General features: G+C 74.8%; 26 protein-coding genes. 15 read left to right on the forward strand and 11 right to left on the reverse strand.

All coding sequences use genetic code 11. The features are described from left to right. Positions 1-67 precede the first annotated feature (67 nt). Complete coding sequence (gene rpmB, locus WCD74_RS12430) at positions 68-259, forward strand: 50S ribosomal protein L28 (protein ID WP_286053333.1); 192 nt, start codon at positions 68-70, stop codon at positions 257-259. Between the two features lie 60 nt (positions 260-319). Here rpmB and WCD74_RS12435 read toward each other — a convergent pair whose 3' ends face one another. Beyond that, the gene (locus WCD74_RS12435; RefSeq protein ID WP_337695154.1) at positions 320-514 is read right to left on the reverse strand and encodes a DUF397 domain-containing protein; all 195 of its coding nucleotides are present in this window, start codon (positions 512-514) and stop codon (positions 320-322) included. A gap of 147 nt (positions 515-661) precedes the next feature. Between WCD74_RS12435 and WCD74_RS12440 the strand changes: the two genes are divergently transcribed. Next, entirely contained in the window at positions 662-1,135 is a 474-nt protein-coding gene (locus WCD74_RS12440; protein ID WP_337695155.1) for a hypothetical protein, read from the forward strand. Between the two features lie 4 nt (positions 1,136-1,139). Here the strand turns inward: WCD74_RS12440 and WCD74_RS12445 are convergent, their stop codons facing one another. Next, positions 1,140-1,823 carry a uracil-DNA glycosylase gene (locus tag WCD74_RS12445; RefSeq protein ID WP_337695412.1) on the reverse strand — a complete coding sequence of 228 codons (684 nt, stop codon included), beginning with the start codon at positions 1,821-1,823 and terminating at the stop codon, positions 1,140-1,142. 123 nt (positions 1,824-1,946) lie between these two features. On the opposite strand from WCD74_RS12445, the gene WCD74_RS12450 reads away from it, so the two are divergent. The 4 genes from WCD74_RS12450 to WCD74_RS12465 all read left to right on the forward strand — a co-directional run bounded on the left by WCD74_RS12450 (position 1,947) and on the right by WCD74_RS12465 (position 6,719). Further along, a complete protein-coding gene (locus tag WCD74_RS12450; RefSeq protein WP_337695156.1) occupies positions 1,947-2,699 on the forward strand; it encodes an HAD family hydrolase in 753 nt (250 codons plus the stop codon). After that, positions 2,696-4,162 (forward strand): FAD-binding oxidoreductase, encoded by a 1,467-nt coding sequence (locus tag WCD74_RS12455; RefSeq protein ID WP_337695157.1) that lies wholly within the window; start codon positions 2,696-2,698, stop codon positions 4,160-4,162. The genes WCD74_RS12450 and WCD74_RS12455 overlap by 4 nt, the downstream gene beginning before the upstream one ends. Before the next feature lie 5 nt (positions 4,163-4,167). Beyond that, positions 4,168-5,313 carry an FAD-binding oxidoreductase gene (locus WCD74_RS12460; protein ID WP_337695158.1) on the forward strand — a complete coding sequence of 382 codons (1,146 nt, stop codon included), beginning with the start codon at positions 4,168-4,170 and terminating at the stop codon, positions 5,311-5,313. A 92-nt stretch (positions 5,314-5,405) separates the two neighbouring features. Further along, entirely contained in the window at positions 5,406-6,719 is a 1,314-nt protein-coding gene (locus WCD74_RS12465; RefSeq protein WP_337695413.1) for a (Fe-S)-binding protein, read from the forward strand. 6 nt (positions 6,720-6,725) lie between these two features. Here the strand turns inward: WCD74_RS12465 and WCD74_RS12470 are convergent, their stop codons facing one another. Next, positions 6,726-7,706, reverse strand: a complete 981-nt coding sequence (locus tag WCD74_RS12470; protein ID WP_337695159.1) for a thiamine-phosphate kinase — start codon at positions 7,704-7,706, stop codon at positions 6,726-6,728. Positions 7,707-7,804: 98 nt separating this feature from the next. On the opposite strand from WCD74_RS12470, the gene WCD74_RS12475 reads away from it, so the two are divergent. Together WCD74_RS12475 and WCD74_RS12480 are read left to right on the forward strand one after the other, a co-directional pair. Then, complete coding sequence (locus WCD74_RS12475) at positions 7,805-8,041, forward strand: Lrp/AsnC ligand binding domain-containing protein (protein ID WP_337695160.1); 237 nt, start codon at positions 7,805-7,807, stop codon at positions 8,039-8,041. 7 nt (positions 8,042-8,048) lie between these two features. Next, a complete protein-coding gene (locus WCD74_RS12480) occupies positions 8,049-8,648 on the forward strand; it encodes a DUF3515 domain-containing protein (RefSeq protein WP_337695161.1) in 600 nt (199 codons plus the stop codon). Positions 8,649-8,658: 10 nt separating this feature from the next. On the opposite strand, the gene WCD74_RS12485 is transcribed toward WCD74_RS12480, so the two are convergent. Together WCD74_RS12485 and WCD74_RS12490 are read right to left on the reverse strand one after the other, a co-directional pair. Next, a complete protein-coding gene (locus WCD74_RS12485) occupies positions 8,659-9,753 on the reverse strand; it encodes a D-alanine--D-alanine ligase family protein (RefSeq protein ID WP_337695162.1) in 1,095 nt (364 codons plus the stop codon). Between the two features lie 11 nt (positions 9,754-9,764). After that, positions 9,765-11,150, reverse strand: a complete 1,386-nt coding sequence (locus WCD74_RS12490; protein ID WP_337695163.1) for an aminotransferase-like domain-containing protein — start codon at positions 11,148-11,150, stop codon at positions 9,765-9,767. Positions 11,151-11,218: 68 nt separating this feature from the next. On the opposite strand from WCD74_RS12490, the gene WCD74_RS12495 reads away from it, so the two are divergent. Continuing rightward, positions 11,219-11,860 (forward strand): pyridoxamine 5'-phosphate oxidase family protein, encoded by a 642-nt coding sequence (locus tag WCD74_RS12495; RefSeq protein WP_337695164.1) that lies wholly within the window; start codon positions 11,219-11,221, stop codon positions 11,858-11,860. Between the two features lie 9 nt (positions 11,861-11,869). Here the strand turns inward: WCD74_RS12495 and WCD74_RS12500 are convergent, their stop codons facing one another. Genes WCD74_RS12500 through WCD74_RS12510 form a run of 3 tightly spaced genes read right to left on the reverse strand, consistent with a single transcriptional unit; the run spans position 11,870 to position 14,125 of the window. Then, positions 11,870-12,316 carry an ATP-binding protein gene (locus tag WCD74_RS12500; protein WP_337695165.1) on the reverse strand — a complete coding sequence of 149 codons (447 nt, stop codon included), beginning with the start codon at positions 12,314-12,316 and terminating at the stop codon, positions 11,870-11,872. A 46-nt stretch (positions 12,317-12,362) separates the two neighbouring features. Continuing rightward, on the reverse strand, positions 12,363-13,361 hold the full coding sequence (locus WCD74_RS12505) for an NAD(P)H-dependent glycerol-3-phosphate dehydrogenase (protein WP_337695166.1): 999 nt from the start codon (positions 13,359-13,361) through the stop codon (positions 12,363-12,365). After that, positions 13,358-14,125, reverse strand: a complete 768-nt coding sequence (locus WCD74_RS12510; protein WP_337695167.1) for a lysophospholipid acyltransferase family protein — start codon at positions 14,123-14,125, stop codon at positions 13,358-13,360. Before WCD74_RS12510 ends, WCD74_RS12505 begins: the two co-directional genes overlap by 4 nt. Positions 14,126-14,239: 114 nt before the next feature. On the opposite strand from WCD74_RS12510, the gene cofC reads away from it, so the two are divergent. From cofC to glxA, 4 genes are all read left to right on the forward strand, one after another. After that, positions 14,240-14,935 (forward strand): 2-phospho-L-lactate guanylyltransferase, encoded by a 696-nt coding sequence (gene cofC / locus WCD74_RS12515; protein ID WP_337695168.1) that lies wholly within the window; start codon positions 14,240-14,242, stop codon positions 14,933-14,935. A 43-nt stretch (positions 14,936-14,978) separates the two neighbouring features. Next, positions 14,979-17,255 (forward strand): RNA degradosome polyphosphate kinase, encoded by a 2,277-nt coding sequence (locus WCD74_RS12520; RefSeq protein ID WP_373696070.1) that lies wholly within the window; start codon positions 14,979-14,981, stop codon positions 17,253-17,255. Further along, positions 17,252-18,196 (forward strand): NUDIX hydrolase, encoded by a 945-nt coding sequence (locus tag WCD74_RS12525; RefSeq protein ID WP_337695169.1) that lies wholly within the window; start codon positions 17,252-17,254, stop codon positions 18,194-18,196. Before WCD74_RS12520 ends, WCD74_RS12525 begins: the two co-directional genes overlap by 4 nt. Positions 18,197-18,349: 153 nt before the next feature. Further along, positions 18,350-20,281: a radical copper oxidase GlxA gene (gene glxA / locus WCD74_RS12530; RefSeq protein ID WP_337695170.1), complete on the forward strand. Its 1,932-nt coding sequence runs from the start codon at positions 18,350-18,352 to the stop codon at positions 20,279-20,281. 47 nt (positions 20,282-20,328) lie between these two features. Here the strand turns inward: glxA and leuD are convergent, their stop codons facing one another. Both leuD and leuC read right to left on the reverse strand, forming a co-directional pair. Then, a complete protein-coding gene (gene leuD, locus WCD74_RS12535; RefSeq protein ID WP_337695171.1) occupies positions 20,329-20,916 on the reverse strand; it encodes a 3-isopropylmalate dehydratase small subunit in 588 nt (195 codons plus the stop codon). Positions 20,917-20,927: 11 nt separating this feature from the next. After that, on the reverse strand, positions 20,928-22,349 hold the full coding sequence (gene leuC / locus WCD74_RS12540; RefSeq protein ID WP_337695172.1) for a 3-isopropylmalate dehydratase large subunit: 1,422 nt from the start codon (positions 22,347-22,349) through the stop codon (positions 20,928-20,930). 57 nt (positions 22,350-22,406) lie between these two features. Here leuC and WCD74_RS12545 point away from each other — a divergent pair, with 57 nt between their 5' ends. Both WCD74_RS12545 and WCD74_RS12550 read left to right on the forward strand, forming a co-directional pair. Continuing rightward, positions 22,407-23,090, forward strand: a complete 684-nt coding sequence (locus tag WCD74_RS12545) for an IclR family transcriptional regulator (protein WP_337695173.1) — start codon at positions 22,407-22,409, stop codon at positions 23,088-23,090. A gap of 13 nt (positions 23,091-23,103) precedes the next feature. Beyond that, on the forward strand, positions 23,104-23,736 hold the full coding sequence (locus tag WCD74_RS12550; RefSeq protein ID WP_373696071.1) for a pyridoxamine 5'-phosphate oxidase family protein: 633 nt from the start codon (positions 23,104-23,106) through the stop codon (positions 23,734-23,736). On the opposite strand, the gene WCD74_RS12555 is transcribed toward WCD74_RS12550, so the two are convergent. Then, on the reverse strand, positions 23,711-24,787 hold the full coding sequence (locus WCD74_RS12555; RefSeq protein WP_373696072.1) for a winged helix DNA-binding domain-containing protein: 1,077 nt from the start codon (positions 24,785-24,787) through the stop codon (positions 23,711-23,713). The genes WCD74_RS12550 and WCD74_RS12555 overlap by 26 nt on opposite strands. Between the last annotated feature and the right edge of the window lie 72 nt (positions 24,788-24,859).

Below are 24,859 nucleotides of genomic sequence, written 5' to 3' on the forward strand. Positions count from 1 at the left end.
GGAGCCCTGCCACGCGGTGAGGTCGTTCCCGCGTGCTCTGTGTCGGCGAAGTCGAGAGGTGTTCGAAGTGGCTGCGGTCTGCGACGTGTGCGCGAAGGGCCCCGGGTTCGGGAAGTCGGTCTCGCACTCCCACCGCCGGACCAACCGCCGGTGGAACCCGAACGTGCAGACGGTGCACGCCCGCATCGGCGGCGGCAACCGCCAGCGGCTGAACGTCTGCACCTCCTGCCTGAAGGCGGGCAAGGTCAGCCGCGCCTGACGGCTCTCCCCAGGTCTCCCGGGCCCGGTACGCCTCGTGGCGTGCCGGGCCCGACCCGTCTCAGCCGGCGAGGTCGTCGAACTCGCCGTCCCGCACCCCGCGCACGAACGCGTCGACCTCGGCGCGGGTGTAGTGCAGGACCGGGCCCTCCCGGTCGTCGAGGGCCCGCACGAGGAGCCCGCCGTCGGGGTGGCGGGCCGTCTCGAGCCCCGCGACGGACGCGGTCCACCCGCCGTCGTGCGCCGGTTCGGTCATGGGGAGCCCCTCCCGGATCGGGACGAGGGAGCGGACCCGGCGCGGGATCCGCCTCACGCACATGCGTCCGTCCTTGCGTCTGCACCGTACGTAGGTGAAGATCGAACGGTCATCAGGGACGACGACGTGCGACGAGCGGGGGTCACGGTGAGCCGACCGGACTCCACGAGCTCGGGGGCGGCGGAGCCCCGCCTGCCGCGGGCGCCCCGCACCGTCCACCGCCGGGCCGCCGCCGTGCCGATCCGCGTGGTCTCCCGCCGGCTGTCCGCCGACGAGCTCGCGGTGGCCCCGGCCGAGGTCCCCTCGCCGCGCCCGGTCCCCGCGTCGTCCGGGCCGGTGCCGACCGCGAGCGCGGGCGTCCCCGCCACGGGTGCGGTCGCCGTGCTCCAGGATACGCCGCTGCCGTCCCCGGACGTCGTCGGCCTCCCGGTCCCCGCCGGGCGCGAGCTGCCGGTGCTCCGACGGCCGCGACGTCGGACGTTCGCCCAGCTGATGGCCCTGGTCCGGGGCCGTCGGCGCGCCGGGGCCGGGCGGCACCGTCCCGACACGATCCCGAGCCGGGGGTGGAGCATGTTCGCCCCGCACCGCCGGGCCCGCCGCCGCTTCGGCGGCCGTCGCTGACCCGTCAGGGCAGGCGCCAGTCGACGGGCTCGTCGCCCAGCTCCTCGAGGTAGGCGTTCACCCGGCTGAACGGGCGCGAGCCGAAGAAGCCGCCCGCCGCGGACATCGGGCTGGGGTGGGCGGACTCGACCGTCGGCACGTCCTCGCCGAGCAACGGGGTCAACGACCGCGCGTCACGTCCCCAGAGGATCGCGACCAGCGGCTGGTCGATTCGGTCGACCAGGGCGCTGATGGCCTGCTCGGTGACCTTCTCCCAGCCCTTGGTGCGGTGCGAGCCGGGCGCCCCCGGGGCGACCGTGAGGACGCGGTTGAGCAGCAGGACGCCCTGCTCGGTCCACGGCGTCAGGTCCCCGGAGCTCGGCGCGGGGAACCCGAGGTCCTCGCCGTACTCGCGGAAGATGTTCTGCAGGCTCTTCGGCAGCGGGCGCACGTCCGGCGCCACCGAGAACGAGAGGCCCACCGCGTGCCCGGGGGTCGGGTACGGGTCCTGCCCGACGACGAGCACCCGGACCTGGTCGAACGGCTGCTGGAACGCCCGCAGCACGTTCTTGCCGGCCGGCAGGTACGTCCGGCCCTCCGCGACCTCCGCGCGCAGGAAGTCGCCCATGGCGGCCACCGTGTCGGCGACGGGCTCGAGGGCCTGCGCCCACCCGGCCTCCATCGTCTCGGACAGCGGGCGGGCCATCAGGCGTTCCTCCTCGGCACGTCGGCCACGCTAACCGCGCGCGGTCCCGCCACCCGCGTCGGGTCCCGACCCCTCGATGCTCTGCGGAACTTGTCTTCCGCGATACGGAATGATGGGGTGGGCGGCGTGCGGCGGCCGGTCGGGGTGTGCTGGGACGTCGACGGCACCCTGCTCCACGGCGGGCGCGTCGGCGGCGACGTGCTGCGCGACGCGTTCCTCGCCGTCACCGGGCACGAGCCGCCCCGGGTGGCCATGGGCGGCATGACCGACCACCTGGTCGCCGAGGCCTACCGCGACGGCCTGCCCGCGGAGCACGCCGCGGCGCTCCACGACCGGGGCACCGAGTACACCGAGGCCATGGTCGCGGCGATCGCGGACCAGTGGCGGGGCCGGTCCGCGGCCCTCGAGCGGGTCCTGACGGTGCTGCCCGGCGTCCGGGAGGCGGTGGACCGGTTGGCCGCGGAGCCGGGCGTGGACCAGATCGTGCTGACCGGCAACGTCCGGGTGGGCGCCGAGCTGAAGCTGACCGCGGCGGGCCTGCACCCGGGCGCGTTCGACCTCGACCAGGGCGTCTACGGACACCTCCCCGGCCCGCGTGCGGCGCTCGTCCACGCCGCCCGGGAGGCCCTCGAACGCCGCCACGGCCGACCGGTCGGCCTCGTCGTCGTCGGCGACACCCCGCGCGACGTCGAGGCCGCGCACGCGGCGGGCGCCGTCGCGGTCGGCGTCGCCACCGGGTCGTCGTCCGAGGCGGACCTGGCGGCCGCGGGAGCCGACCACGTCCTGACCGACCTGTCCGACCCGGCTCCTCTGGTGGCGGTCGTCCGGGCCACGGGTGAGGATCGCGGAACCACCTCGAGGGAGCGCGTGACGCCATGACAGCCACCACCACCACCGCACCCGTCCTGGCGCGGGAGTTCGCCGCCGTCCTGCCGGAGCACTGCGTGATCACCGACGAGGTCGGCCTGCGCAGCTACGAGTGCGACGGGCTGACCGGGTTCCGCCAGGTCCCCGCCGTCGTGGTGCTGCCGCGCGACACCGACGAGGTCGCGGCGTGCGTGCGGATCTGCGCCCGGCACGGCGTCCCCTTCGTCGCCCGCGGCGCCGGCACCGGCCTGTCCGGGGGCGCGCTCCCGGTCGCGGACGGCGTCGTGATCTCCCTGCAGAAGCTGCGGCGCATCCTCGAGATCGACGTCGAGAACCGCCGCGCGGTCCTCGAGCCGGGCGTGTTCAACCTCGACATCTCGCGGGCCGCGGGACCGCACGGGCTGTACTACGCGCCCGACCCGTCCAGCCAGCAGGTGTGCACCATCGGCGGCAACGTCGCGGAGAACTCCGGCGGCGCGCACTGCCTGAAGTACGGGTTCACCACCAACCACGTCCTCGAGATGGAGGTCGTCCTCGCCGACGGCAGCGTCGTCACCCTCGGCGGGCCGACCGCCGAGCAGGCGGGGCCCGACCTGCGGGGCCTCTTCCTGGGCTCCGAGGGCACGCTCGGCATCTGCACGAAGGTGACCGTGCGGCTGCTGCGCAAGCCCGAGGCGGTGCGCACCGTGCTCGCGGACTTCCCGTCGATCGAGGCCGCCGGGGAGACCGTCGGGGCCATCGTCGAGGCGGCGATCGTGCCCGCGGCGGTGGAGATGATGGACTCGCTGGCGATGGAGGCGGCCGAGGCCGCGGTGGGCGCCGGCTACACCGTCTCCTCGCCCTCGGCGCTGATCATCGAGCTCGACGGCCCCGCCGAGGAGTGCGACGAGCAGTTCGCCGAGATCACGCGGATCTGCGAGGAGCGCGGGGCGACCCGCATCCACGTGGCCGACAGCACCGACGAGCGCGCCCGCGTGTGGAAGGGCCGCAAGGCCGCGTTCGCCGCCGTCGGGCGGATCAGCCCGGACTACATCGTCCAGGACGGCGTCGTCCCGCGGACCCGGCTCGCCGAGGTGCTGTCCCAGATCGCCGCGATGGGCTCCGAGGTCGGGCTGCGGGTGGCGAACGTCTTCCACGCCGGCGACGGCAACCTGCACCCGCTGGTCCTGTACTCGGAGTCCGCGGGCGAGCACGACACCGCCGAGGACCTGTCGAGCCGGATCGCGGAGCTGTGCGTCGAGCTCGGCGGGTCGCTCTCCGGCGAGCACGGCATCGGGGCCGACAAGGCCTGCTCGATGGGCCGCATGTTCACCGACGACGACCTCGCGGTGATGCAGCGCGTGCGCGCCGGCTTCGACCCGGACGGCCTCTGCAACCCGGGCAAGGTGTTCCCGACCCCGCGGCTCTGCGGTGAGCGTCCCGGGCCGTTCCGCCCGCACCCCCTCGAGGAGGCCGGAGTGATCAGCCGACTGTGAGCACCGTGAGCACCGCACCCACCACCCTGCTCGAGCTGCGCGACGCCGTCCGCGACCTCCGCGGTCCCGTCGTCGCCACCGGGGCAGGCACCGCGGCCGACTGGGCCGGGACCGTCGCCGCCGACGCCACCCCGGTGTCCGTCGCCGGTCTGTCCGGCGTGATCACGCACAACCCCGGCGACATGACCGTCGCCGTCGGGGCGGGGACCCCGCTGGCGGACCTGCAGGCCGCGGTCGGCGCCTCCGGGCAGCGGGTCGCCTTCGACGCGCCCCGCGCCGCGCGCGGCGCCACCGTCGGCGGCCTGTTCGCGACGGCGGACGCGGGGCCGCTGGCGCTCGGGTTTGGCTCGCTGCGCGACCTGGTGATCGGCGTGACCGTGGTGCTCGCGGACGGCACGGTCGCGCGGGCCGGGGGCCACGTCATCAAGAACGTCGCGGGCTACGACCTGGCGAAGCTGCTCCACGGGGCGCAGGGCACGTTCGGGGTGCTCGCGGAGATCGTGCTGCGCCTGCACCCGGTGCCGGCGGCGGCGCGGACGGTCGCGCTGCGGGTGCCCGACGTGGCCGGGCTCCCCGCGGCGGGCCGGGCCGTCACCGACACCCCCGTCGAGGCCGCCGCCCTCGAGTGGCACGACGGCCGACTGCTGGCCCTGCTCGAGGGCACCGAGGCCGGGGTGGCCGGGCGCGCGGACCGGCTGGTCGACCTGCTCGGCGACGGCGCCGAGGTGCTCTCCCCGGCGGACGCCGACGCCGCGTGGGCCGCGCACCGCGCCGCGGTCGACGTCCGCCCGGCCGACCGCGCGGTCGTCCGGATCGGGGTCGCCCCGACCCTGCTCGGCGGGCTGCTCACCGACCTGGCCGCCGACGCCGGCGCCGCCGGGATCACCGCGGCGCCCGCGACCGGCGTCGCGACGCTGACGGTCCCGGCCGAGCCGGCGGCCGTCGACGCGGTGCACGCCCGGGTCGCGGCCGCCCGCGGCACGTCGACCCTGCGGGCCCGCCCCGGGGGCGCCGACCTGCCCGCCTGGGGTCCGGCCCCGTCGAGCGCGGTCCTGCTCCGGGCCGTCGCCGCGTCCCTCGACCCCGACCACCGCCTCGGGCGCGGCCGGCTCGCCCCCTGGCTCTCCCCCACCACAGGAGTGTCCGCGTGACCAGTACGCCCACCACCGGCCCCACGGGTCCCGGACCCGACTTCACCTCCCAGCGCGGCGAGAACGCGCCGGGCCCGGAGCGGACCGACGCCCTGGCCGCCGCGACGCACGGCAGCTTCGACGACCACCACCCGCCGGCGCAGGAACTGCTCGACGACTGCGTGCACTGCGGGTTCTGCCTGCCCACGTGCCCCACGTACGCGCTGTGGGGCGAGGAGATGGACTCGCCGCGCGGGCGCATCTACCTCATGGAGATGGCCGAGAAGGGCGAGATCCCGCTCGAGGGCGCGTTCACCACCCACATCGACCGCTGCCTCGGGTGCATGGCGTGCGTGACCGCCTGCCCGTCCGGGGTGCAGTACGACCGCCTGCTGGAGGCCACCCGGCCGCAGATCGAGCGGAACGTGCCGCGCAGCCGCGCGGACCGGCTGTTCCGCGAGGCGATCTTCACGCTGTTCCCGTACCGCCGGCGGCTCCGGGCCGCGTCGCTCGGAGGCGCGCTCTACCAGAAGCTGCGGCCCCGCTCGATGGACCGGCTGCTGGCGAAGCTCCCCCGCCGGTTCGAGCGCCTCGTCGCGATGGAGTCGCTCCTCCCGCCGGTCAGCGTCCGCGACGCGTTCGCCCGCACGCCCGCCGTCACCCCCGCCGTCGGGACCCGGCGGGGGCGGGTCGGGATGCTGGTCGGCTGCGTGCAGGACGTGTTCTTCCACCAGGTCAACCTGGCCACCACCCGGGTCCTCGCCGCCGAGGGCTACGAGGTCGTCGCGCCGCGCGAGCAGGGCTGCTGCGGGGCGCTCGGCCTGCACGCGGGCCGCGAGGAGGAGTCGGTCGCGCGGGCGAAGGCCCTGATCGCGGTGTTCGAGCGGGCCGAGGTCGACGTGATCGCGGTCAACGTCGCCGGCTGCGGCTCGTCGATGAAGGAGTACGGCGAGCTGCTCGCGGACGACCCGGAGTGGAAGGGGCGCGCCGAGGCCTTCTCGGCCAAGGTGCGCGACGTCTCCGAGGTGCTCGCGGACGCCCTCGCCGACTCGCGCGCCCCGCGCCACCGGGTCGACGCGTCCGTCGTCTACCACGACGCCTGCCACCTCGGGCACGCCCAGAAGATCCGGGCGCAGCCGCGGGACGTGCTGCGCTCGATCCCGGGCGTGGAACTCGCCGAGCTCCCGGAGGCCGAGATCTGCTGCGGGTCGGCCGGGATCTACAACATGCTCCAGCCCGAGGCCGCCGGCGACCTGGGGCGGCGCAAGGCCGACAACATCCGCGGGACGGGCGCCGACCTGCTGGTCACCGCCAACCCCGGCTGCCTGCTGCAGATCCGCAAGTACCTCGAGGGCGACCTGCCGATGCTGCACCCGGTGCAGCTGCTGGACGCCTCGATCCGGGGGGTGCGCCCGCCGGGGCTGTAGGCCGCCTCAGCGCCAGTGCCGCCAGCCGGGGTCGCCGGCGCCGCCCCACCGGTCGGCGTCGACGCTCACCCCGGTGCCGAGCAGGCAGGTGCCGAACACGGTCCAGCCCTCCGGGACGACCGACTCGTCCGGGAAGGTCGCCACGAGGGAGTGGTCCTCCCCGCCGGTGAGTGCCCAGCGCAGCGCGTCCCCGCCGAGCGCGGAGGCGACGTCGCGCAGCTTGTCGGCCACCGGCACGAGCGCCGAGCGGACGTCGATGCGGACGCGGGACGCCGCGGCGACGTGTCCGAGGTCGGCGAGCAGGCCGTCGGAGGTGTCGATCATCGCGGTGGCCCCGGCCCGGGCGGCGACGGGTCCCTCGCCGATCGGCGGGCGGGGGGTGCGGTGGGCCGCGACCATCGCGACCGGGGACCGGAAGCCCCGGCGGAGCACCTCCATGCCGGCCGCGGACCAGCCGAGCACCCCCCGGACCGCCACCACGTCGCCGACCCGCGCGCCCGACCGCCGCACCGGGGCCCGGCCCTCGAGGTCGCCCAGGGCGGTGATGGTCACCACGATCTGGTCGGCGGAGACCGTGTCGCCGCCCACGACGCCCACGCCGGCCTCGGACGCCGCGTCCCAGATGCCGGCCGCGAGCCCGTCGACGACCTCGGTCGGGGTGGTCGCGGGGCACGCCAGCGAGAGCAGCAGGCCGGTGGGGACCGCGCCCATGGCGGCCACGTCCGCGAGGTTCGCCGCGACCGCCTTGCGCCCGACCTGCTCGGGCGCCGACCAGTCGAGGCGGAAGTGCACGCCCTGGACCAGGGTGTCCACGGTGGCCACCACCCGACCGTCCGGGGCCGCCACCACGGCCGCGTCGTCGCCCGGGCCGAGCAGCGTCCCCTCCGGCTGCGGACGACCGGCCGTGATGCGGTCGATGACCCCGAACTCACCGAGGTCGGCGACCCGCCCGTCCGCGACGTCAGCTCCGTCTCCCGACCGCTTCACCCGTCTGCTCCCTGCGGTACGTTCCCAGCCGTCGTGTCACCCGTGTGCCCCCACTCGCCTCCCGAGCGGGCACGCCCGCTCCCCGAGGAGGCCCGTTCGTGGTCCAGGCCTACATCCTGATCCAGACCGAGGTGGGCCGCGCCGCCGCGGTCGCGTCGGAGGTGGCCGGGATCGACGGCGTCACGCGCGCGGAGGACGTGACGGGGCCGTACGACGTGATCGTGCACGTGGACCGCAACGACGACGCCGACCTCACGGACGCGGTCACCGCGGTGCAGAAGGTCCCCGGCATCACCCGTACGTTGACCTGCCCGGTCGTCGGCGCCCCCGCCTGACCCGCCGGTGGCCCGCACCCGAGCACCGGAGCTCGACCGCCGCCTCCCCCGCATCCTGCTGGGTGTCGCCCTCGCGCTGCCGGTGCTGCTCGTCGTCGGCGTCCTCGTCGCCTCGCAGGTCCTCGGGCGGCAGACCGACCCCGACCCGGACACCGGTCCCCTGGCGCTCGCGGCCGTGCCCGTGCCCGCGGCCGCGTCGGCCGACTGCGCCCGGCTGCTCTCCGGCCTGCCGCAGGAGATCAACACCGGCGACGGGCTGCTGCCCCGGCGGGTGCTCGCGAGCCCGGTCCCGGCGGGCACCGTCGCCTGGGGCGGGGAGCGGTCGGCATCCGGGCGGGCCGAGGACCAGGCCGTCGTGCTGCGCTGCGGGCTGGCCGCGCCGGTCGAGCTCGGCCCGACCACGCCGCTGCTCGACGTCGACGGCGTCGACTGGCTGCGCATCCCGGGCGCCGGCGCGACGACCTGGGTGACCGCCGACCGCGCGGTCTTCGTCGGGCTCACCCTCCCGGACGGGATCGGCAGCGGCGCGATCCAGGACGTGTCCCGGGGCGTGAAGATCACGCTGGTCAGCCGCGACACGACCCCGGCCCCGACGCCGACCCGCTGAGCCGGGCCGATCAGCGGACCCCGGTGCCGCCGGCGAGCGCGGTCTCGACGAGCGTGGTCAGCAGGGCGGGGTAGTCGACCCCCGTCGTCGCCCACATCCGCGGGTACAGCGACGTCGCGGTGAACCCGGGCATCGTGTTCAGCTCGTTGACCAGCACCCGGCCGTCCTCGGTGACGAAGAAGTCCACCCGCGCGAGGCCGGCGCAGTCCATCGTCCGGAAGACCCGGACCGCCGCGTCGCGGACCGCCTCGGCGAGCGCGTCGTCCAGCTTGGCCGGGACGTCGAGCTCGCAGGTGTCGTCGAGGTACTTGGTGTCGAAGTCGTACCAGCCGGCGTCGCCGGTCAGCCGGATCTCGGCCGGCACGCTCGCCTCGACGCGGCCGTCCGGGAACTGCAGCACCCCGCACTCGACCTCGCGGCCGGCGATCCCGGCCTCGACGAGGACCTTGGGGTCGCTCTCGCGGGCGAACGCGACGGCGGCGGGCACGTCCTCCCAGGCCGTGACCCGGGAGATCCCCACGGACGACCCGGCCCGCGACGGCTTGACGAACACCGGCAGGCCCAGGCGCTCGCGGTCGGCCGGGTCCAGGTCCGCGGCCGTGCGGTCGAGGGCGACCGCGTCGCCCGTCGCCAGCCCGGCGTCGCGCAGGATCCGCTTCGTGACGACCTTGTCCATGGACGCCGCGCTCGCGCACACCCCGGCGCCCACGTAGGGGATCCCGGCGGTCTCCAGGAGCCCCTGGATCTCGCCGTCCTCGCCGGCCGGGCCGTGCAGCACCGGGAAGACCACGTCGACCGTCGCCACCGTCTCGCCGCGGCGGCCGTCGGCGAGGCTGATCAGCTCGCGGCGGGTCGGGTCGGGCAGCAGCGCGACCGGGTCGCCCGCAGCCGCCGTCACACGGGGCAGCTCGCGGCCGTGCAGGCGCCACGGCGTGGTGTCGTCACCGACGGCGAGCCACTGGCCGTCCTCGGTGATCCCGACCGCCACGACGTCGAAGCGCTCGCGGTCGAGGTTGTCCAGCACGCTCCCCGCGGAGACGCAGGAGACGGAGTGCTCCCCGGACCGGCCGCCGAACAGGACCAGCAAGGTCGGTCGGGATCCCATGGCGGCGGAGCCTACGCGGGCGTGACGGGCGCCTCGCCGAGGACGCCCCGGAGCCGGTCGAGGGCGACCTGGAGCCCGGCCCGCGTCGGGGCGGCCCACCCGACGAGGACGCCGTGGCGGGCGGCGGAGGACGGATCGAGGTGGTGGGCGGCCAGCCCGTCCACCCGCACCCCGACCTCGGCCGCCGCGTGTACCGCCGCCCGCTCGGCCGACGCGGACGGCAGCGGCACCACCAGGTGCGCTCCCGCACGGTCGCCGAGCACGTCGTGGTCGGCCGCCCGCACCGCGTCCACCACGAGCGTGCGGCGGACCGCGAGCTCGCGGCGCAGCCGCGTGAGGTGCCGGCCCCACCCGCCGTCGTGGACCCATTCCGCGAGGACCTGCTGTCCGGCCGGGGCGGGTCGCGTGCCCGTGGCGGCGCGCCGGTCGAGCAGGTCCGCGGCGAGCGCGGGCGGGGCGACGAGCCACCCGACGCCGAGCGTCGGCGTCGCGATCTTCCCCGCGGTGCCCAGGTGCACCACGACGTCCGGCGCCAGCGCGGCGAGCAACGGCAGCGGGGCGACGTCGTAGCGCAGCTCGCCGTCGTAGTCGTCCTCGACCACCAGGAACCCCTCGGCCCGGGCGCGCTCGACGAGCGCCGCCCGCCGCGCCGCCAGCAGCCGGCCGCCGAGCGGGTACTGGTGCGCCGGGGTCACGTAGACCAGGTCCAGGCCGGTCGGGAGGCTCCCGACGACGAGTCCGTCCGCGTCCACCGCGAGGCCGGTCACCTCGGCGCCCGCCGCGCGCAGCACGCCGGCGGCGCGCCGGTAGCCCGGGTCCTCGATGCCGGCGCGGACGGGACGCCCGAGCCGCCGCGCGAGGACGGCGACGACCTCGGCGAACCCGCTCGTCGTGCCGGCCGTGGCGAGGACGTCGGCGCCGACGAGCCCGCGGTGGCGCAGCAGGTGCTCGGCGACCGCCTCCCGGAACCTCGACACCCCGGCGTACTCGGGACGCCCCGCCGGGACCAGGTCGCCGGCCCGGCGCCACGCCCGCCGCCAGGACGCCGCGTCGAGGACCTCCAGGCACGGGGCGCCGGGGCGCAGGTCGGTCGACGATGTGGCGTCCCTGTCGTCCGGTGCCAGCAGTGACGCACTGCCGGCACCGGGAGGTGCACTCGGCGCCGCGAGCACGAACGTCCCCGACCCGTGGCGGGCACCGAGCCAGCCCTCGGCGACGAGCTGGTCGTACGCCGCCGCGGCGACGGTCCGGCTCACGCCCAGCTCGCGGGCGAGCGTCCGCGTCGCGGGGACCCGGTCGCCCGCCCGCAACCGGCCGTCCAGGGCGGCCGACCGCATCCCGGCCGCGACCTGGGCCGCCAGCGGCGTGGGCGACTCCCGGTCGATCGCGACGAACACGAGTGGCCTCTCACAACGGCTCGGAAGTGGCTCTCGCAGGATGCCACTCCCGTCGTCATGCTTTCCGCATGCTCTCCCCGACCCCGCGGACCCAGCTGCGTCGCAAGCGCGACCGGCAGCAGACCGACCCCACGAGCCTGCACGCGATCCTGGACGAGGCGCTGGTGTGCCACCTGGGGCTGGTCGACGCGGACGGGGCGCCGCTCGTCCTCCCGACCATGCACGCGCGGGTCGGCGACGTCGTCTACGTCCACGGCTCCAGCGGCGCGGCGAGCCTGGCCGCCGACCGGGAGGTGTGTCTCACGGTCACCCTGCTCGACGGCCTCGTCCTCGCCCGCTCGGTGTTCAGCCACTCGGCCAACTACCGCAGCGCGGTGATCCGCGGGCGGGTCAGGCGCGTCACGGACCCGGACGAGCAGCTCAGCGCGCTGGAGGCGGTCGTCGAGCACCTCACCCCGGGCCAGTGGGACCACGCGCGGCGACCCGACCGGAAGGAGACCGCCGCGACCGCCGTGCTCGCGCTGGACCTGCACGAGGCGAGCGTGAAGGTGCGACAGGGCCCGCCGGGCGACCCCGAACTCGTGGCCGAGGGGGACCGGCGCTGGGCCGGCGTCGTGCCGGTGACGACGGTGCTCGGCGCGCCGGAGACCTGCCCCGCGCTCCCGGCCGACGTCGCGGTGCCGGAGCACGTGCGGGCGTGGAGCGCGTGACGAGCCTCGCTAGCGCGAGACCCGGCTCCGCATCTGCACCGTCGTGCCGTCCGTCCCGCACAGCACGGTGGCGCGGGTGAGGGTGTGCATCAGCGGCAGGCCCCGCCCACGCCAACCGCGCCCGGTGGAGCGGCGCCAGGACCCGTCGTCGGAGACCGTGACCACGAGCTCGCGGCCGCCGGCGAGGGGCGGCGACACCGCGGCCCACAGCCGCATCTGGCCCCGACCGCCCGTCGCGGTGTAGGCGTGGTCGACGACGTTCGCGAGGGCCTCGTACACCGCGAGCGCGAGGTCGTCGGCCGTGTCCGGGTCCGCCCACACGCCGAGCCAGGCGCGGAAGTCGCGGCGCAACGCCGAGGCGTCCGTCCGGCCGGCGGGCGCGCTGCGCTCCAGGAACACCGCCGGGCGGTCGGCGGTCACGCGGGGCGGCGGCCCCATGCGCTGCAGCACGTCCACGGGCTCCGGAGTTCCCGGCCGGGTCGGTGTGAAACCCGTGTCGCCGTCACTCCGGCTTGCGCTCCCGGTTGATCAGCTCGTCGCCGACCTCGCGCGCCGAGACCGACCCGGCGCACACCCGGCGGACCGCGTCCACGATCGGGGTGTCCACGCCGTGGCGGCGGGCCAGCTCCGCGATCGCCTCGCACGACTTCACGCCCTCGGCGACCTGCCCGTGGTTGGCCCGTTCGGCCTCGGCCACCGACAGGCCGTGGCCCAGCGACTCGCCGAAGCGCCGGTTGCGCGAGAGCGGCGAGGAGCAGGTCGCCACCAGGTCGCCCATCCCCGCCAGGCCGGCGAGCGTGATCGCCTGCCCGCCGAGGGCCACCGTCAGGCGGGAGATCTCCGCGAGCCCGCGGGTGATCAGCGACGCGGTCGTGTTGTCGCCGTAGCCCTGCCCGGCGGCCACCCCGCAGGCCAGGGCGATGACGTTCTTGCACGCCCCGCCGAGCTCGCAGCCGATCACGTCGACGTTGGTGTAGGGCTTGAAGTAGCGGGTGGAGCACTCGTGCTGGACCGCGACCGCGCGGTCGTGGTCGGTGCACGCCACGACCGTGGCGGTCGGTTGCTCGGCGGCGATCTCGCCGGCCAGGTTCGGCCCGGAGAGGACCGCGATCCGCTCCGGGTCCACCCGGCCGGCGTCGGCGATCACCTCGCTCATCCGCTTCAGGGTGCCCATCTCGACGCCCTTGGCGAGGCTCACGACGGTCGCGCCGCGCGGGAGCGACCCGGCCCAGTCCTCGAGGTGGCCGCGCAGCTTCTGCGCCGGGATCGCGAGGACGACCGTGGTGACCCCGTCGAGCGCCGCCTGCGCGTCGTGGGTGGCGCGCAGGGCCGCGGGCAGCTTGACGTCGGGCAGGTACTCCGGGTTGACGTGGTCGGTGACGATCGCGTCCGCCACCTCCTCGCGGCGCGCCCAGAGGACGACGTCGGTGCCCGCGTCCGCCAGCACCTTCGCGAAGGTCGTGCCCCACGATCCCGCGCCGAGCACCGCGTAGCGGCTCACCCCGCCTCCTCCGACGGCCGGGCCTCACCCCGGACGTCGGACAGCAACGCGGTGACCGCGTCCATCAGCCGGTCCGTGGTCTCCTTCATCAGCCGGGCGCCGGGTGCGCGGTCACCCGCCCGCGCCCGCAGGTCGTCCAGCTCCACCGGCGAGCCCGCCCGCACCGTGATCGACCGCCCCAGCGGCGAGGGCCGGAACCGCTTGCCGTAGTGGTCGTAGACCTGCAGGGTCCCCCAGTGCACGACCGGGATCACCGGGACGCCGTGCGTCAGCGCCAGCCGCGCCGCACCGGAGCGGGCCGCCATGGGCCAGCCGTCCGGGTCGCGGGTGATCGTCCCCTCCGGGTAGATCACCACCACGCCGTCGTCGTCGAACGCGGCCTCCGCCGCGGCCAGGCTCGACCCGGCGTCGCGCGAGCCGCGGGCGACCGGGATCTGGCGGCTGCCGGCCATGATCCGGCCGAACACCGGCACCCGCCACAGCGAGTCCTTGGCCAGGAACCGCGGGGTGCGCCGCGCCCGGTGCACGAACACCGCGGTGTAGACGGGGTCGAGGTAGGAGACGTGGTTGCACACCAGGAGCGCGGGGCCGGTCGCGGGGACGTTCTCCAGCCCCACCATCCGGCGCCGCGCCAGGAACCACGTCATCGGGTAGAACGCCACCGCCGCGAGGAACACCGCGAGCCCGCCCGGCTCCCGCCGCCGACGCGCCACCTCACGCGGCAGGGGCACCCGCCGCGTCCCGGCTCCGTCCGCGATCGCCACCCGGGCCTCCCTGTCCGCCGTGCCGCACTAGCGGACGCGATCATCCCGCCGGAGATGATCGTCGTCCAGACGATGCGTGGAGCACCGGCCGCCCCAGGGCGCAGGATGGGGGTCATGGCTGATCGCGACGACGGGACCGACCTCGTCGTCCCCGTCAAGGAGCTGCGGCGCGCGAAGACCCGGCTCGCCGCCGCGAGCGCCCGCGCCGCGGACACCGAGCGCGGCCGCCGGGCCGCCCACGCGGACCTGGCCCTCGCCCTGGCCGCCGACACGCTGGCCGCCGTCCTCGCGTCCTCGGTCCGCCGCCTCGTCGTCGTCACCTCCGAGCCGCGCTGGCACGACGACGTCCCGCCCGTCGTCGCCGATCCGCGGCTGGAGCTGGTGGCCGACCCCGGACGCGGGCTGAACGCGGCCGTCCGTGCGGGCGTCGGGCACCTGGACGGCCCGGCGCCGGTGGGCGTGCTGCTCGCGGACCTGCCCGCGCTGCGGCCCGCCGAGCTCGACGAGGCCCTCGCCGCCGGCCGGGCGGCCCTGGAGCGCGCGCCCGCGGCCTTCGTCGCCGACCACACCGGGGAGGGCACGTCGCTGCTGGTCCTGACGCCGGGTTTCGCGCCCCGGTTCGGCCGCGGGTCGGCCGCCGCGCACGCCGCCGCCGGCGCCGAGCCCCTCCGCGGGGCGTGGCCCGGGCTGCGCCACGACGTGGACGTCCCCGCCGACCTCGACGAGGTGCGGGCCCTCGGCGTCGGGTCGGCCACCCGCGCCTGGCCGGGGGTGCCGGGGCTGCCGGCGCTGGCCGGCGGGTGTCGCTGACCGCACGCCGGCACACTCGCCGTCGGCCCGCCCCGCCGTCAGAATGGGCCGGGTGAGCGAATCGTCGGACACCACGCGCGAGGAGGACGGCCCGATCTCGGAGCCGGGCCCTCCCCCACCCGCGCCCGCGCTGCCCGCACGGCCCGGTGACGGCCGGGTGCGCATGCCCCAGGCCCCCGCCGCGGCGACGCCCGCGACCGACGACGACCCCGCGGATCTGCCCGACGACCGCTACGACAACCGCGAGCTGAGCTGGCTGGAGTTCAACGCCCGGGTGCTGGCGCTGGCCGAGGACACCAGCCAGCCACTGCTCGAACGGGCGAAGTTCCTGGCGATCTTCGCCTCGAACCTCGACGAGTTCTACATGGTGCGGGTGGCCGGCCTGAAGCGCCGCGAGGAGACCGGGCTCGCGGTGCGCAGCGCGGACGGGCTGACCCCGCGCGAGCAGCTGGCCCGCATCGCCGCCCGCAACCAGGAGCTCGCGGAGAAGCACGCCAAGATCTGGCAGACCGACGTGGGCCCGGCGCTCGAGGGCGCCGGCGTCCACGTGATCGGGTGGGACCGGGTCAGCCCGGAGGCCCGCGAGCGGCTCTCGGCGTGGTTCGACGCGCAGGTGTTCCCGGTGCTCACGCCGCTGGCCGTCGACCCGGCGCACCCGTTCCCGTACATCTCCAACCAGTCGTTGAACCTCGCGGTCGCGGTCCGCGACCCGCACACCGGCACCGAGCACTTCGCGCGGGTCAAGGTGCCGAACAACGTGCCCCGCCTGGTCCGCGTCGGCCCCGAGCCCGGCGAGGGCGACGACGACGCCTCGGACACGCGGATGGACCAGCGGTGCTGGTTCCTGCCCATCGAGGACCTGATCGCCGAGCACCTCGACCACCTCTTCGAGGGCATGCAGGTCGCCGAGCACCACGTCTTCCGGGTCACCCGCAACGCCGACCTGGACGTCGAGGAGGACCGCGACGAGGACCTGCTCCAGGCCCTGGAGCGGGAGCTGGCGCGCCGCCGGTTCGGCCCGCCGGTGCGCCTGGAGATCACCGGCACGATGAGCGAGCACATGCTCGAACTGCTGCTGCGCGAGCTCGACGTGGACCCGCACGACGTCGTGCAGGTGCCCGGCCTGCTGGACCTGTCGTGCCTGATGGAGCTCCTGGGGCTCGCCCGCCCCGAGCTCAAGGACCCGGTGTTCGTCCCCGCGACGCACCCGGCGTTCTCCGAGGGCGAGACCCCCAAGAGCGTCTTCGCGACCCTGCGCGAGGGCGACGTGATGGTGCACCACCCCTACGACTCGTTCTCGACGAGCGTGCACCGCTTCATCGAGCAGGCCGCGAACGACCCGAAGGTCCTCGCGATCAAGCAGACGCTCTACCGCACCTCGGGCGACTCCCCGATCGTCGAGGCGCTGATCGAGGCGGCCGAGGCGGGCAAGCAGGTCGTGGCCGTCGTCGAGATCAAGGCCCGGTTCGACGAGCGCGCCAACATCAACTGGGCGCGCGCGCTGGAGCGGGCCGGGGTGCACGTGGTGTACGGGCTGGTCGGCCTCAAGACCCACTGCAAGGCCGCGCTCGTGGTCCGCCAGGAGGGCTCCACGATCAAGCGGTACTGCCACCTGGGGACCGGCAACTACAACCCGAAGACCGCGCGGCTCTACGAGGACATCGGGGTGTTCACCGCCGACGAGACGATCGGCGCGGACCTCACGGACCTGTTCAACGTGCTGACCGGCTACGCGCGGCGGCGCAAGTACCGCAAGCTGCTGGTGGCGCCGTACGGGGTGCGTCGCGGCCTGATCGAGCGGATCGACCACGAGCGCAAGCGCGCCCAGAAGGGCAAGAGCGCCGGGATCCGGATCAAGGTCAACGGGCTCGTCGACGAGCAGGTCATCGACGCCCTCTACCGCGCCTCGCTGGCGGGCGTGCCGGTCGACCTCGTCGTGCGCGGCATCTGCGCGCTGCGGGCCGGGGTGCCGGGGCTGTCGGAGAACATCCGGGTGCGTTCGATCCTCGGCCGCTTCCTGGAGCACTCGCGGATCTTCCACTTCGTGGGGGCGGGCGAGTACTACATCGGCAGTGCCGACATCATGCACCGCAACCTCGACCGCCGGGTCGAGGTGCTGGCGCCGGTCACCGACCCGCGGCTGGTCGCCCAGCTCGACGACATCCTCGACTCGGCCACGGCGCCGTCCACGCGGTGCTGGAGCCTCGAGGAGGACGGCTCCTGGACGCCCTGGCCGGTGGCGGCCGGGGAGGGCACCGAGGGGATGCAGGTGTGCGACCACCAGAGCCAGCTGCTGCTGCGCCGGGAGGCCAAGGCGTGACCTCGTCGGTCACCGACGACGAGGCGGTGCCGGTCTCGGTGCACGCCGCGGGGGCGGTGCTGTGGCGTCCGGGCGGCCGGTCCGTCGAGGTCGCGGTGGTGCACCGCCCGCACCACGGCGACTGGAGCCTGCCCAAGGGCAAGGTCGACGACGGGGAGTCGCGGGCGCGCACCGCGGTGCGCGAGATCGCGGAGGAGACCGGGTTCGCCGCCGTGCTGGGGCGGCACCTCACCACGGTGCGCTATCCCGTGGGAGCGGACCGCAAGGTCGTCGACTACTGGGAGGCCCGGGCGGGTTCGGGGTCGTTCACCCCCAACGGCGAGACCGACGAGCTGCGCTGGCTCGCCCCCGACGCGGCCGCGCCGCTACTGACCTACGACTCCGACCGCGAGGTCCTGGGCCGCTTCACCGAGGCGCCGTTCCCGCTGACGACGCTGCTGCTGGTGCGCCACGCGAAGGCGGGCTCGCGGGGCAGCCACGCCGACGACGACCAGCGGCCCCTGGTCGACGAGGGCCGGGAGCAGGCCCGCCGCGTCGGGGACCTGCTCGCCGCCCACGGGGTGACCCGCCTGCACGCGGTCGGGCGAACGCGCTGCGTGCAGACCCTCGAGCCCGCCTCGCACCGGCTCGGCGTCGGGATCGTCACCGACGACGCCTTCGCCGACGAGGCCGTCGCGGCCGACCCGCACCGCGCGCGGGAGCACCTGCTCGACCTCGCCGACCGCGAGGGGGTCACCGCCGTCTGTGCCCAGGGCTACGGCATCCCGGCGCTGGTCCGCGACCTCGCCGCCGACCCCGATTCCGACGCCGGGCCCCGCCCGGACGTGCGCAGCAACCGCCGTCTGGCCGACCCGCCGTCGCGCAAGGGCAGCGTGTGGGTGCTGTCGTTCCACGGCGAGCGCCTGGTGGCCGCGGACTACGTCCGCGACGCGTCCGTCTGAGCGGGTGAATCCGGCCGGATCACTCGTCCGGCCCCGTCGTCAGGTCACGAATCCGTCTCGGTTAGCGTGAGCTACGGCCGTCACCGGATCGGCCCCGCCCTGCGCTCCCCCGTCGACAGGCCCGATCCGGTTCGCTGACCGTGGAGAGTGGGCTTGCGCGCGAAGACACGTCGGTACCGGCAGATCGCCCTCGTGGTCGTGGCTGCTGCCGTGCTGCTCGGCGTCAACGTGCCCCCGGCGTTCTCCTACGTCCAGGAGTGGCAGCACGAACGGCTGATCAACAGCCCCGAGTACAAGGCGCAGTACGGGCACTGGGACACCATCGAGGTCCCGCCCGACAACCGCGTCAACGCGATCCACGCGGTGCTGCTCAACAGCGGCAAGGTCCTCCTCATCGCCGGCTCCGGCAACAAGGAGGACATGTTCGCCACGCGGGCCCTCAAGAGCCTGCTCTACGACCCGACGACGGGTCAGTCGCGGATGATCCCGGTGCCCGACGACATGTTCTGCGGCGGCCAGACCGTGCTGCCCGACGGCCGGGTCCTGTTCGCGGGCGGCACTCAGCGCTACGAGAAGCTCGACGGCGCGGTGACGAACGCCGCGGGCGCGATGCGCGTCAAGAACGAGAACCCGAACGCGCCGCGCCTGATCCCCGCCGGCACCGAGTTCGTCTCCCCCACCGGGCAGAAGTACAAGTCCGAGTACGACGTCAACCTGCCGCCGGCCGCGAAGACCGGCGTCGGCCGGCGGACCCAGGTGACCGCCTCCGAGGAGAAGGTCTTCGTCGAGTCCGAGACCGCGGGTCCGCAGGCGGTCAACGGCAACCGCGACAAGTACACCGTCACCGGCCTCTCGGCCGCGGACTCGAAGAACATCTACGGCATCGGCGAGCCGATGACGCTGGACAAGCAGGACTACCAGGGCACGAACAAGGCGTACACGTTCGACCCGCGCACCGAGGTCTGGACCGAGCTGCCGGACATGAACCAGCCCCGCTGGTACCCGACGCTCACCCCGCTCTCCGACGGCAACGTGCTCACCGTCGCCGGCCTGGACGGCGTCGGGCAGGTGCTCAACGGGCTCTCCGAGGAGTTCAACCCGCGCACCAACACCTGGATCGACCGCCGCGAGGTCCTCAAGCAGTACTTCCCCACCTACCCGGCGCTGTTCGAGACCGAGATCCCGCGGCGGATGGTCTACACCGGCTCGAACGCCGGCTACGGGCCCGCGCAGGAGGGCCGCGTGCCGGGCTTCTGGGACATCGACACCGGGGCGTTCACCCCGATCCCGGGGCTGCGCGAACCGGACCTGATGGAGACCTCCGGCTCGGCGTTCATCGGGCCGGTGCAGGACCAGCGGCTCGTCGTCGTCGGCGGCGGCGGGGTCGGCGAGAGCCCGGTGTCCTCGGCGCGCATCGACTTCCTGGACCTGAAGAACCCGAACCCGAGCTTCACCCCGGGCCCGAACCTCGCCCAGCCGACCCGGTACCCGAACCTGGTCAACCTGCCCGACGACACCACGTTGATCACGAACGGCTCGCTGGACTACCGGGGCAAGGGCGCCACCAACAACCACCTCGCCTACACCCTCGACCCGGCCACGAACGAGCTCCGGCCGATGGCCGACCCGCGGATCGGGCGCGACTACCACACCGAGGCGCTCCTGCTCCCCGACGGCCGGGTGCTCGTGGCCGGCTCGGACCCGCTGTTCGACGACGAGAAGAACACGATCCCGGGCACGTTCGAGCAGCGCATCGAGATCTTCACGCCGCCCTACCTGCAGTCCGGCACGCCGCGCCCGACGATCTCCTCGGCGCCCGGGACGATGACCCGCGGCTCCACGGTGACGATCCCGACGCCGGACGTCGGGCGCATCCAGAAGGCGCGCCTGATGCGCACGGCCTCGGCGACGCACGTGACCACGAGCGACATGCGCGAGGTCGCGCTGGACATGCAGAAGACCCCGGACGGCGTCACCGTGACGGTGCCGCCGCAGGCGACCATCGTGCCGCCCGGGCCCTACATGCTGTTCCTGGTGGACGACCAGGGCGTGCCGAGCGAGGCGAAGATCGTCGATGTGCCGTAGGCATGTAACACTTTCGGGGGCCATGGCACCCGAAAGTGCTCACACGGCTAGGCCACCGTCGGCTTGTACGACGGCCGCGCGCTCTCGTAGGCGTCGATGTCGGCCTCGTGGCGCAGGGTGAGGCCGATGTCGTCGAGGCCCTCGAGCAGGCGCCAGCGGGTGTAGTCGTCGACGGAGAACGGGACGACGAGGTCCTCGGCCGCCACCGTCTTCGCGTGCAGGTCGACCGTGAGCTCCAGGCCCGGCCGGGACTCGATCTTCTTCCACAGCAGCTCGACGTCGGACTGCTCGACGGTGGCCGCGAGCAGGCCGGCCTTCGACGAGTTGCCCTTGAAGATCTCCCCGAACCGGGACGAGATGACGACGCGGAAGCCGTAGTCCATCAGGGCCCACACCGCGTGCTCGCGGGACGACCCGGTGCCGAAGTCCGAGCCCGCGACCAGCACGGAGCCGCGGTCGTACGGCTCCTGGTTGAGCACGAAGGTCGGGTCGGACCGCCAGGAGGCGAACAGCCCGTCCTCGAAGCCCGTGCGGGTGACGCGCTTGAGGTAGACCGCCGGGATGATCTGGTCGGTGTCGACGTTCGACACCCGCAGCGGGGTGCCGATGCCGGTGTGGGTCGAGAACTTCTCCATCGCGATCTCCCTCAGGCCGTCGTCAGGACGGTGGGCGTCAGGTCCTCGGGGGAACTCAGCGTCCCCCGCACGGCGGTGGCGGCGGCCACCAGCGGCGACACCAGGTGGGTGCGGCCGCCCTTGCCCTGCCGGCCCTCGAAGTTGCGGTTCGACGTCGAGGCGCAGCGCTGACCCGGCGAGAGCTGGTCGGGGTTCATGCCGAGACACATCGAGCACCCGGCGTTGCGCCATTCGGCGCCCGCCTCGGTGAACACCACGTCCAGGCCCTCCTCCTCGGCCTGCGCCTTCACCGCCATCGATCCCGGCACGACGAGCATCTGCACCGAGTCGGCGATCCTGTTGCCGCGCAGGACGTCGGCCGCGGCCCGGAAGTCCTCGATGCGGGCGTTGGTGCACGACCCCAGGAACACGACGTCGACCGCGATGTCGCGCAGCTTCGTACCCGGCGTCAGGTCCATGTACTGCAGCGCCTTGCGGGTGGCGGCCGCGTCGTCGTCGTCCATGGTCGCCGGGTCCGGGACCGACTCGCCGAGCGGCAGCCCCTGCCCGGGGTTGGTGCCCCAGGTGACGAACGGGGTCAGCGCGTCCGCGTCGATGTGGACGACCGCGTCGAACTCGGCGTCGTCGTCGGTGCGCAGCTCGCGCCACGCCTGGACCGCCGCGTCCCACTCGGCGCCCTGCGGGGCGTGCGGGCGGCCCTCCAGGTAGGCGAACGTCGTCTCGTCCGGCGCGATCATCCCGGCGCGGCCGCCCGCCTCGATGGACATGTTGCACATCGTCATGCGCGCTTCCATCGACATGTTCCGGACGGCCTCGCCCCGGTACTCGAGCACGTAGCCCGCGCCGCCGCCCGTCCCGATCTGCGAGATGACCTTGAGGATGACGTCCTTGCTGGTCACGCCCGGACGCAGCTCGCCGGAGATCTCGATCGCCATCGTCCGGAACGGCCGCAGCGGCAGCGTCTGGGTGGCCATCACGTGCTCGACCTCGGACGTGCCGATGCCGAACGCGAGCGCACCGAACGCGCCGTGGGTGGACGTGTGCGAGTCGCCGCAGACCACCGTCGTCCCGGGCTGGGTGAGGCCGAGCTCGGGGCCGATCATATGCACGATGCCCTGGTTCGCGTCGCCCATCGGGAAGAGCCGGACACCGAACTCCTCGACGTTCCGCCGCAGCGTCGCCACCTGCGTGGCCGACACCTCGTCGGCGATCGGGGCGAGGATGTCGAGCGTCGGGACGTTGTGGTCCTCGGTGGCGATCGTGAGGTCCGGGCGGCGGAGCGTGCGGCCGTGCAACCGGAGCCCGTCGAACGCCTGCGGGCTGGTCACCTCGTGGACGAGGTGCAGGTCGATGTAGAGCAGGTCGGGCTCCTGACCCTCCCCGTGCCTCACGACGTGCTGGTCCCAGACCTTCTCGGCGAGTGTGCGTCCCATCGATCCCTGCCCGCGGTGGTGGTGTCGTCCCACATCGTGGGACTAAGATGTCGCTCTGTGGGACAGAGTAGCGGAATCGGCGTGCTCGACAAGGCGGTGGGTGTGCTGCGGGCCGCGGCGGTCGCCCCGTGCGGGCTGGGCGAGCTGGTCGAGCGCACCGGCCTGCCCCGGGCCACCGCGCACCGCCTCGCCGTCGGGCTGGAGACCCTCCGGCTGCTCGAGCGCGATCCGGACGGCCGGTGGCGTCCCGGCCCGGCGCTCGCGGAGATGGCCCACGGCCACCACGACCCGTTGCTCACCGCCGCCGAGGAGGTCCTCCCGACGCTGCGCGACCTGACCGGCGAGTCCGTCCAGCTCTACCGCCGCGAGGGCGACTCCCGGGTGTGCGTGGCCGCCGCCGAGCCGGCGTCCGGGCTGCGCGACACGGTGCCTGTGGGGGTACGGCTGCCCCTGAGCGCGGGGTCGGGGGCGAAGGTGCTGATCGCGTGGTCGCCGGAGGCCCCCGGAGCCTTCGACCCGGACCTGCTCGCCGAGGTCCGCCGGCGCGGCTGGGCGCAGAGCGTCGCCGAGCGCGAGGTCGGGGTGGCGAGCGTGTCCGCGCCGGTGCGGGGTCCCGACGGTTCCGTGGTCGCCGCGGTGTCGGTGTCCGGTCCCGTCGACCGCATCGGGCGCAAGCCGGGCTCCCGCTGGGCGAACGACCTGCTCGCCGCCGCTCGGGCGCTGGAGAAGGCGTTGCGCTGACCCCTACCGTGAGGTGGTGAGCGAGCAGATCACGTCGGTGGAGCAGCTCCGTGAGGTCGTCGGGGAGCCGGTGCGGCGCGCCGTCGTCAAGCAGCGGGACCGCCTGGACGAGACCGACCGGGCGTTCATCGCCCGCAGTCCGTTCCAGATGATCGCGACGTCGGACGCGGCCGGCCGCGTGGACGTCTCGCCGAAGGGCGACCCGGCCGGCTCGGTGCACGTCCTGGACGACCGCACGCTCGCGATCCCCGACCGGCCCGGCAACCGACGTGTCGACGGGTTCACGAACATCCTCGAGAACCCGCACGTCGGGCTGATCTTCCTGGTCCCGCGCCGGCACGACACGCTGCGCGTCAACGGCACCGCCCGGCTGGTGCTCGACCCGCCCTACGCCGGGGAGATGCGCCACCGCGGCCACGTGCCGCGGATCGTGCTGGAGGTCGCCGTCGAGGAGGTCTTCACGCACTGCGCGAAGGCGTTCCTGCGCTCGGATCTCTGGAAGCCCGAGGCCTGGCCGGACGACGACCTCCCGAGCATCGCCGAGATGGCGGCCCGCACCACGGACGACATGACCCTCCCCAAGATGGAGGCCTACTACTCCGAGGAGAACACCCGCTCGATCATGTACGGGACGACGCCACCCTGACCCGGCCCCGCCCGCCGGTCAGGAAGACGGCGAGCGCCCGGGCCTCCTCGCCGACGGCCGTGCGGTCGGCCCGGGTGAAGCGACGCAGCGGGATCACCGACAGCACCCCGTCGGCCACGGTCCACGTCGCCGCGACCCGCCCGTCGAGCAGCACGAACCTCGTCCCGGCCACGGAGAGCCCGCGGTGAGCGTCGTCGATGATCCGGCTGCGGTCGTCGTAGCCGAGCACGGCGTTGTCGAACGCCGGCAGGAAGCGCACCGGCGCCGGGGTGTCCGGGTCCGGCCGCGGCGCGTCGGGGAGGTCGAGCAGCTCGCGGCCACGCGCGTCGCGGAAGCTCACGAGCTCGTCGCGCACCGCGTCGACCTCGCCGGGCAGTCCGGCCAGCCCGCTCCAGGCGCGGATGTCCGCCGTCGCGGCGGGCCCGTGAGCCGCCAGATAGCGGCGGACGAGATCCCCCGTTCCCGACGGCGGGTGCGGCTCGGCCCCGAGCCAGCGTGCAAGCGGGGTGAAGAGGGCACCGCCGGTTCGGCCCCACAGGCCGCGGGGCGGCACCTGGACCACCGGCAGCTCCGTGAGGGCCGCGTCGCCGAGCGTCCGCGGGGACGGCCCGGGCCAGCGCTCGGCGAGGGCCTTCCCGACCTCGCCCGCCGTCCGGGGCTCGCCGTCGGCCAGGAGGTCCGCGACGGCGTCCGCGAGCTCGCCGAGGTCGACCTCCGCCAGCTCGCGCCGGTACACGCCGAGCATCCGCTGGGTGAGCATCGCCTGGTGGCGGCCCCGCCAGGCCAGCGCGTCCGTCGCCGTCACCAGGTGCACGGTGCGGCGCATCAGGTGCATGCGCACGACCCGCCGAGCGGTCAGCAGGGCGTCCAGCGTCGCCGGGTCGGCCTCGCGCAACCGTGACCACAGCCCGACGAACGGCTCCTGCGGCTCCTGGGCCTGCAGCCCGCCGAGGTGGGCGACGGCGTCGAGCACGCCGAGGTCGGCGCGCTCGAGGAGGTGCTGGCGCGCGAGCGTCGCCCGGTTCAGCGCCCGGGTGTCGAGGACGGTCACGTCGCCGAGCATCCCGCACGAGGCGGACGGGACGTGACCGCCTCGTCGAGCGGGCCCTCATCGGTCCCCCGA

It is taken from the genome of Actinomycetospora aurantiaca, from assembly GCF_037401875.1.
In the GTDB taxonomy this organism is placed as follows: Bacteria; Actinomycetota; Actinomycetes; order Mycobacteriales; family Pseudonocardiaceae; genus Actinomycetospora; species Actinomycetospora aurantiaca.

Coding starts and splice junctions, on each gene's coding strand:
- WCD74_RS12435 (WP_337695154.1), bottom strand. CDS start 514: ATGACCGAACCGGCGCACGACGGCGGGTGGACCGCGTCCGTCGCGGGG.
- WCD74_RS12455 (WP_337695157.1), top strand. CDS start 2,696: ATGACAGCCACCACCACCACCGCACCCGTCCTGGCGCGGGAGTTCGCC.
- WCD74_RS12485 (WP_337695162.1), bottom strand. CDS start 9,753: ATGGGATCCCGACCGACCTTGCTGGTCCTGTTCGGCGGCCGGTCCGGG.
- WCD74_RS12495 (WP_337695164.1), top strand. CDS start 11,219: ATGCTCTCCCCGACCCCGCGGACCCAGCTGCGTCGCAAGCGCGACCGG.
- cofC (WP_337695168.1), top strand. CDS start 14,240: ATGGCTGATCGCGACGACGGGACCGACCTCGTCGTCCCCGTCAAGGAG.
- WCD74_RS12520 (WP_373696070.1), top strand. CDS start 14,979: ATGGGCCGGGTGAGCGAATCGTCGGACACCACGCGCGAGGAGGACGGC.
- leuD (WP_337695171.1), bottom strand. CDS start 20,916: ATGGAGAAGTTCTCGACCCACACCGGCATCGGCACCCCGCTGCGGGTG.
- leuC (WP_337695172.1), bottom strand. CDS start 22,349: ATGGGACGCACACTCGCCGAGAAGGTCTGGGACCAGCACGTCGTGAGG.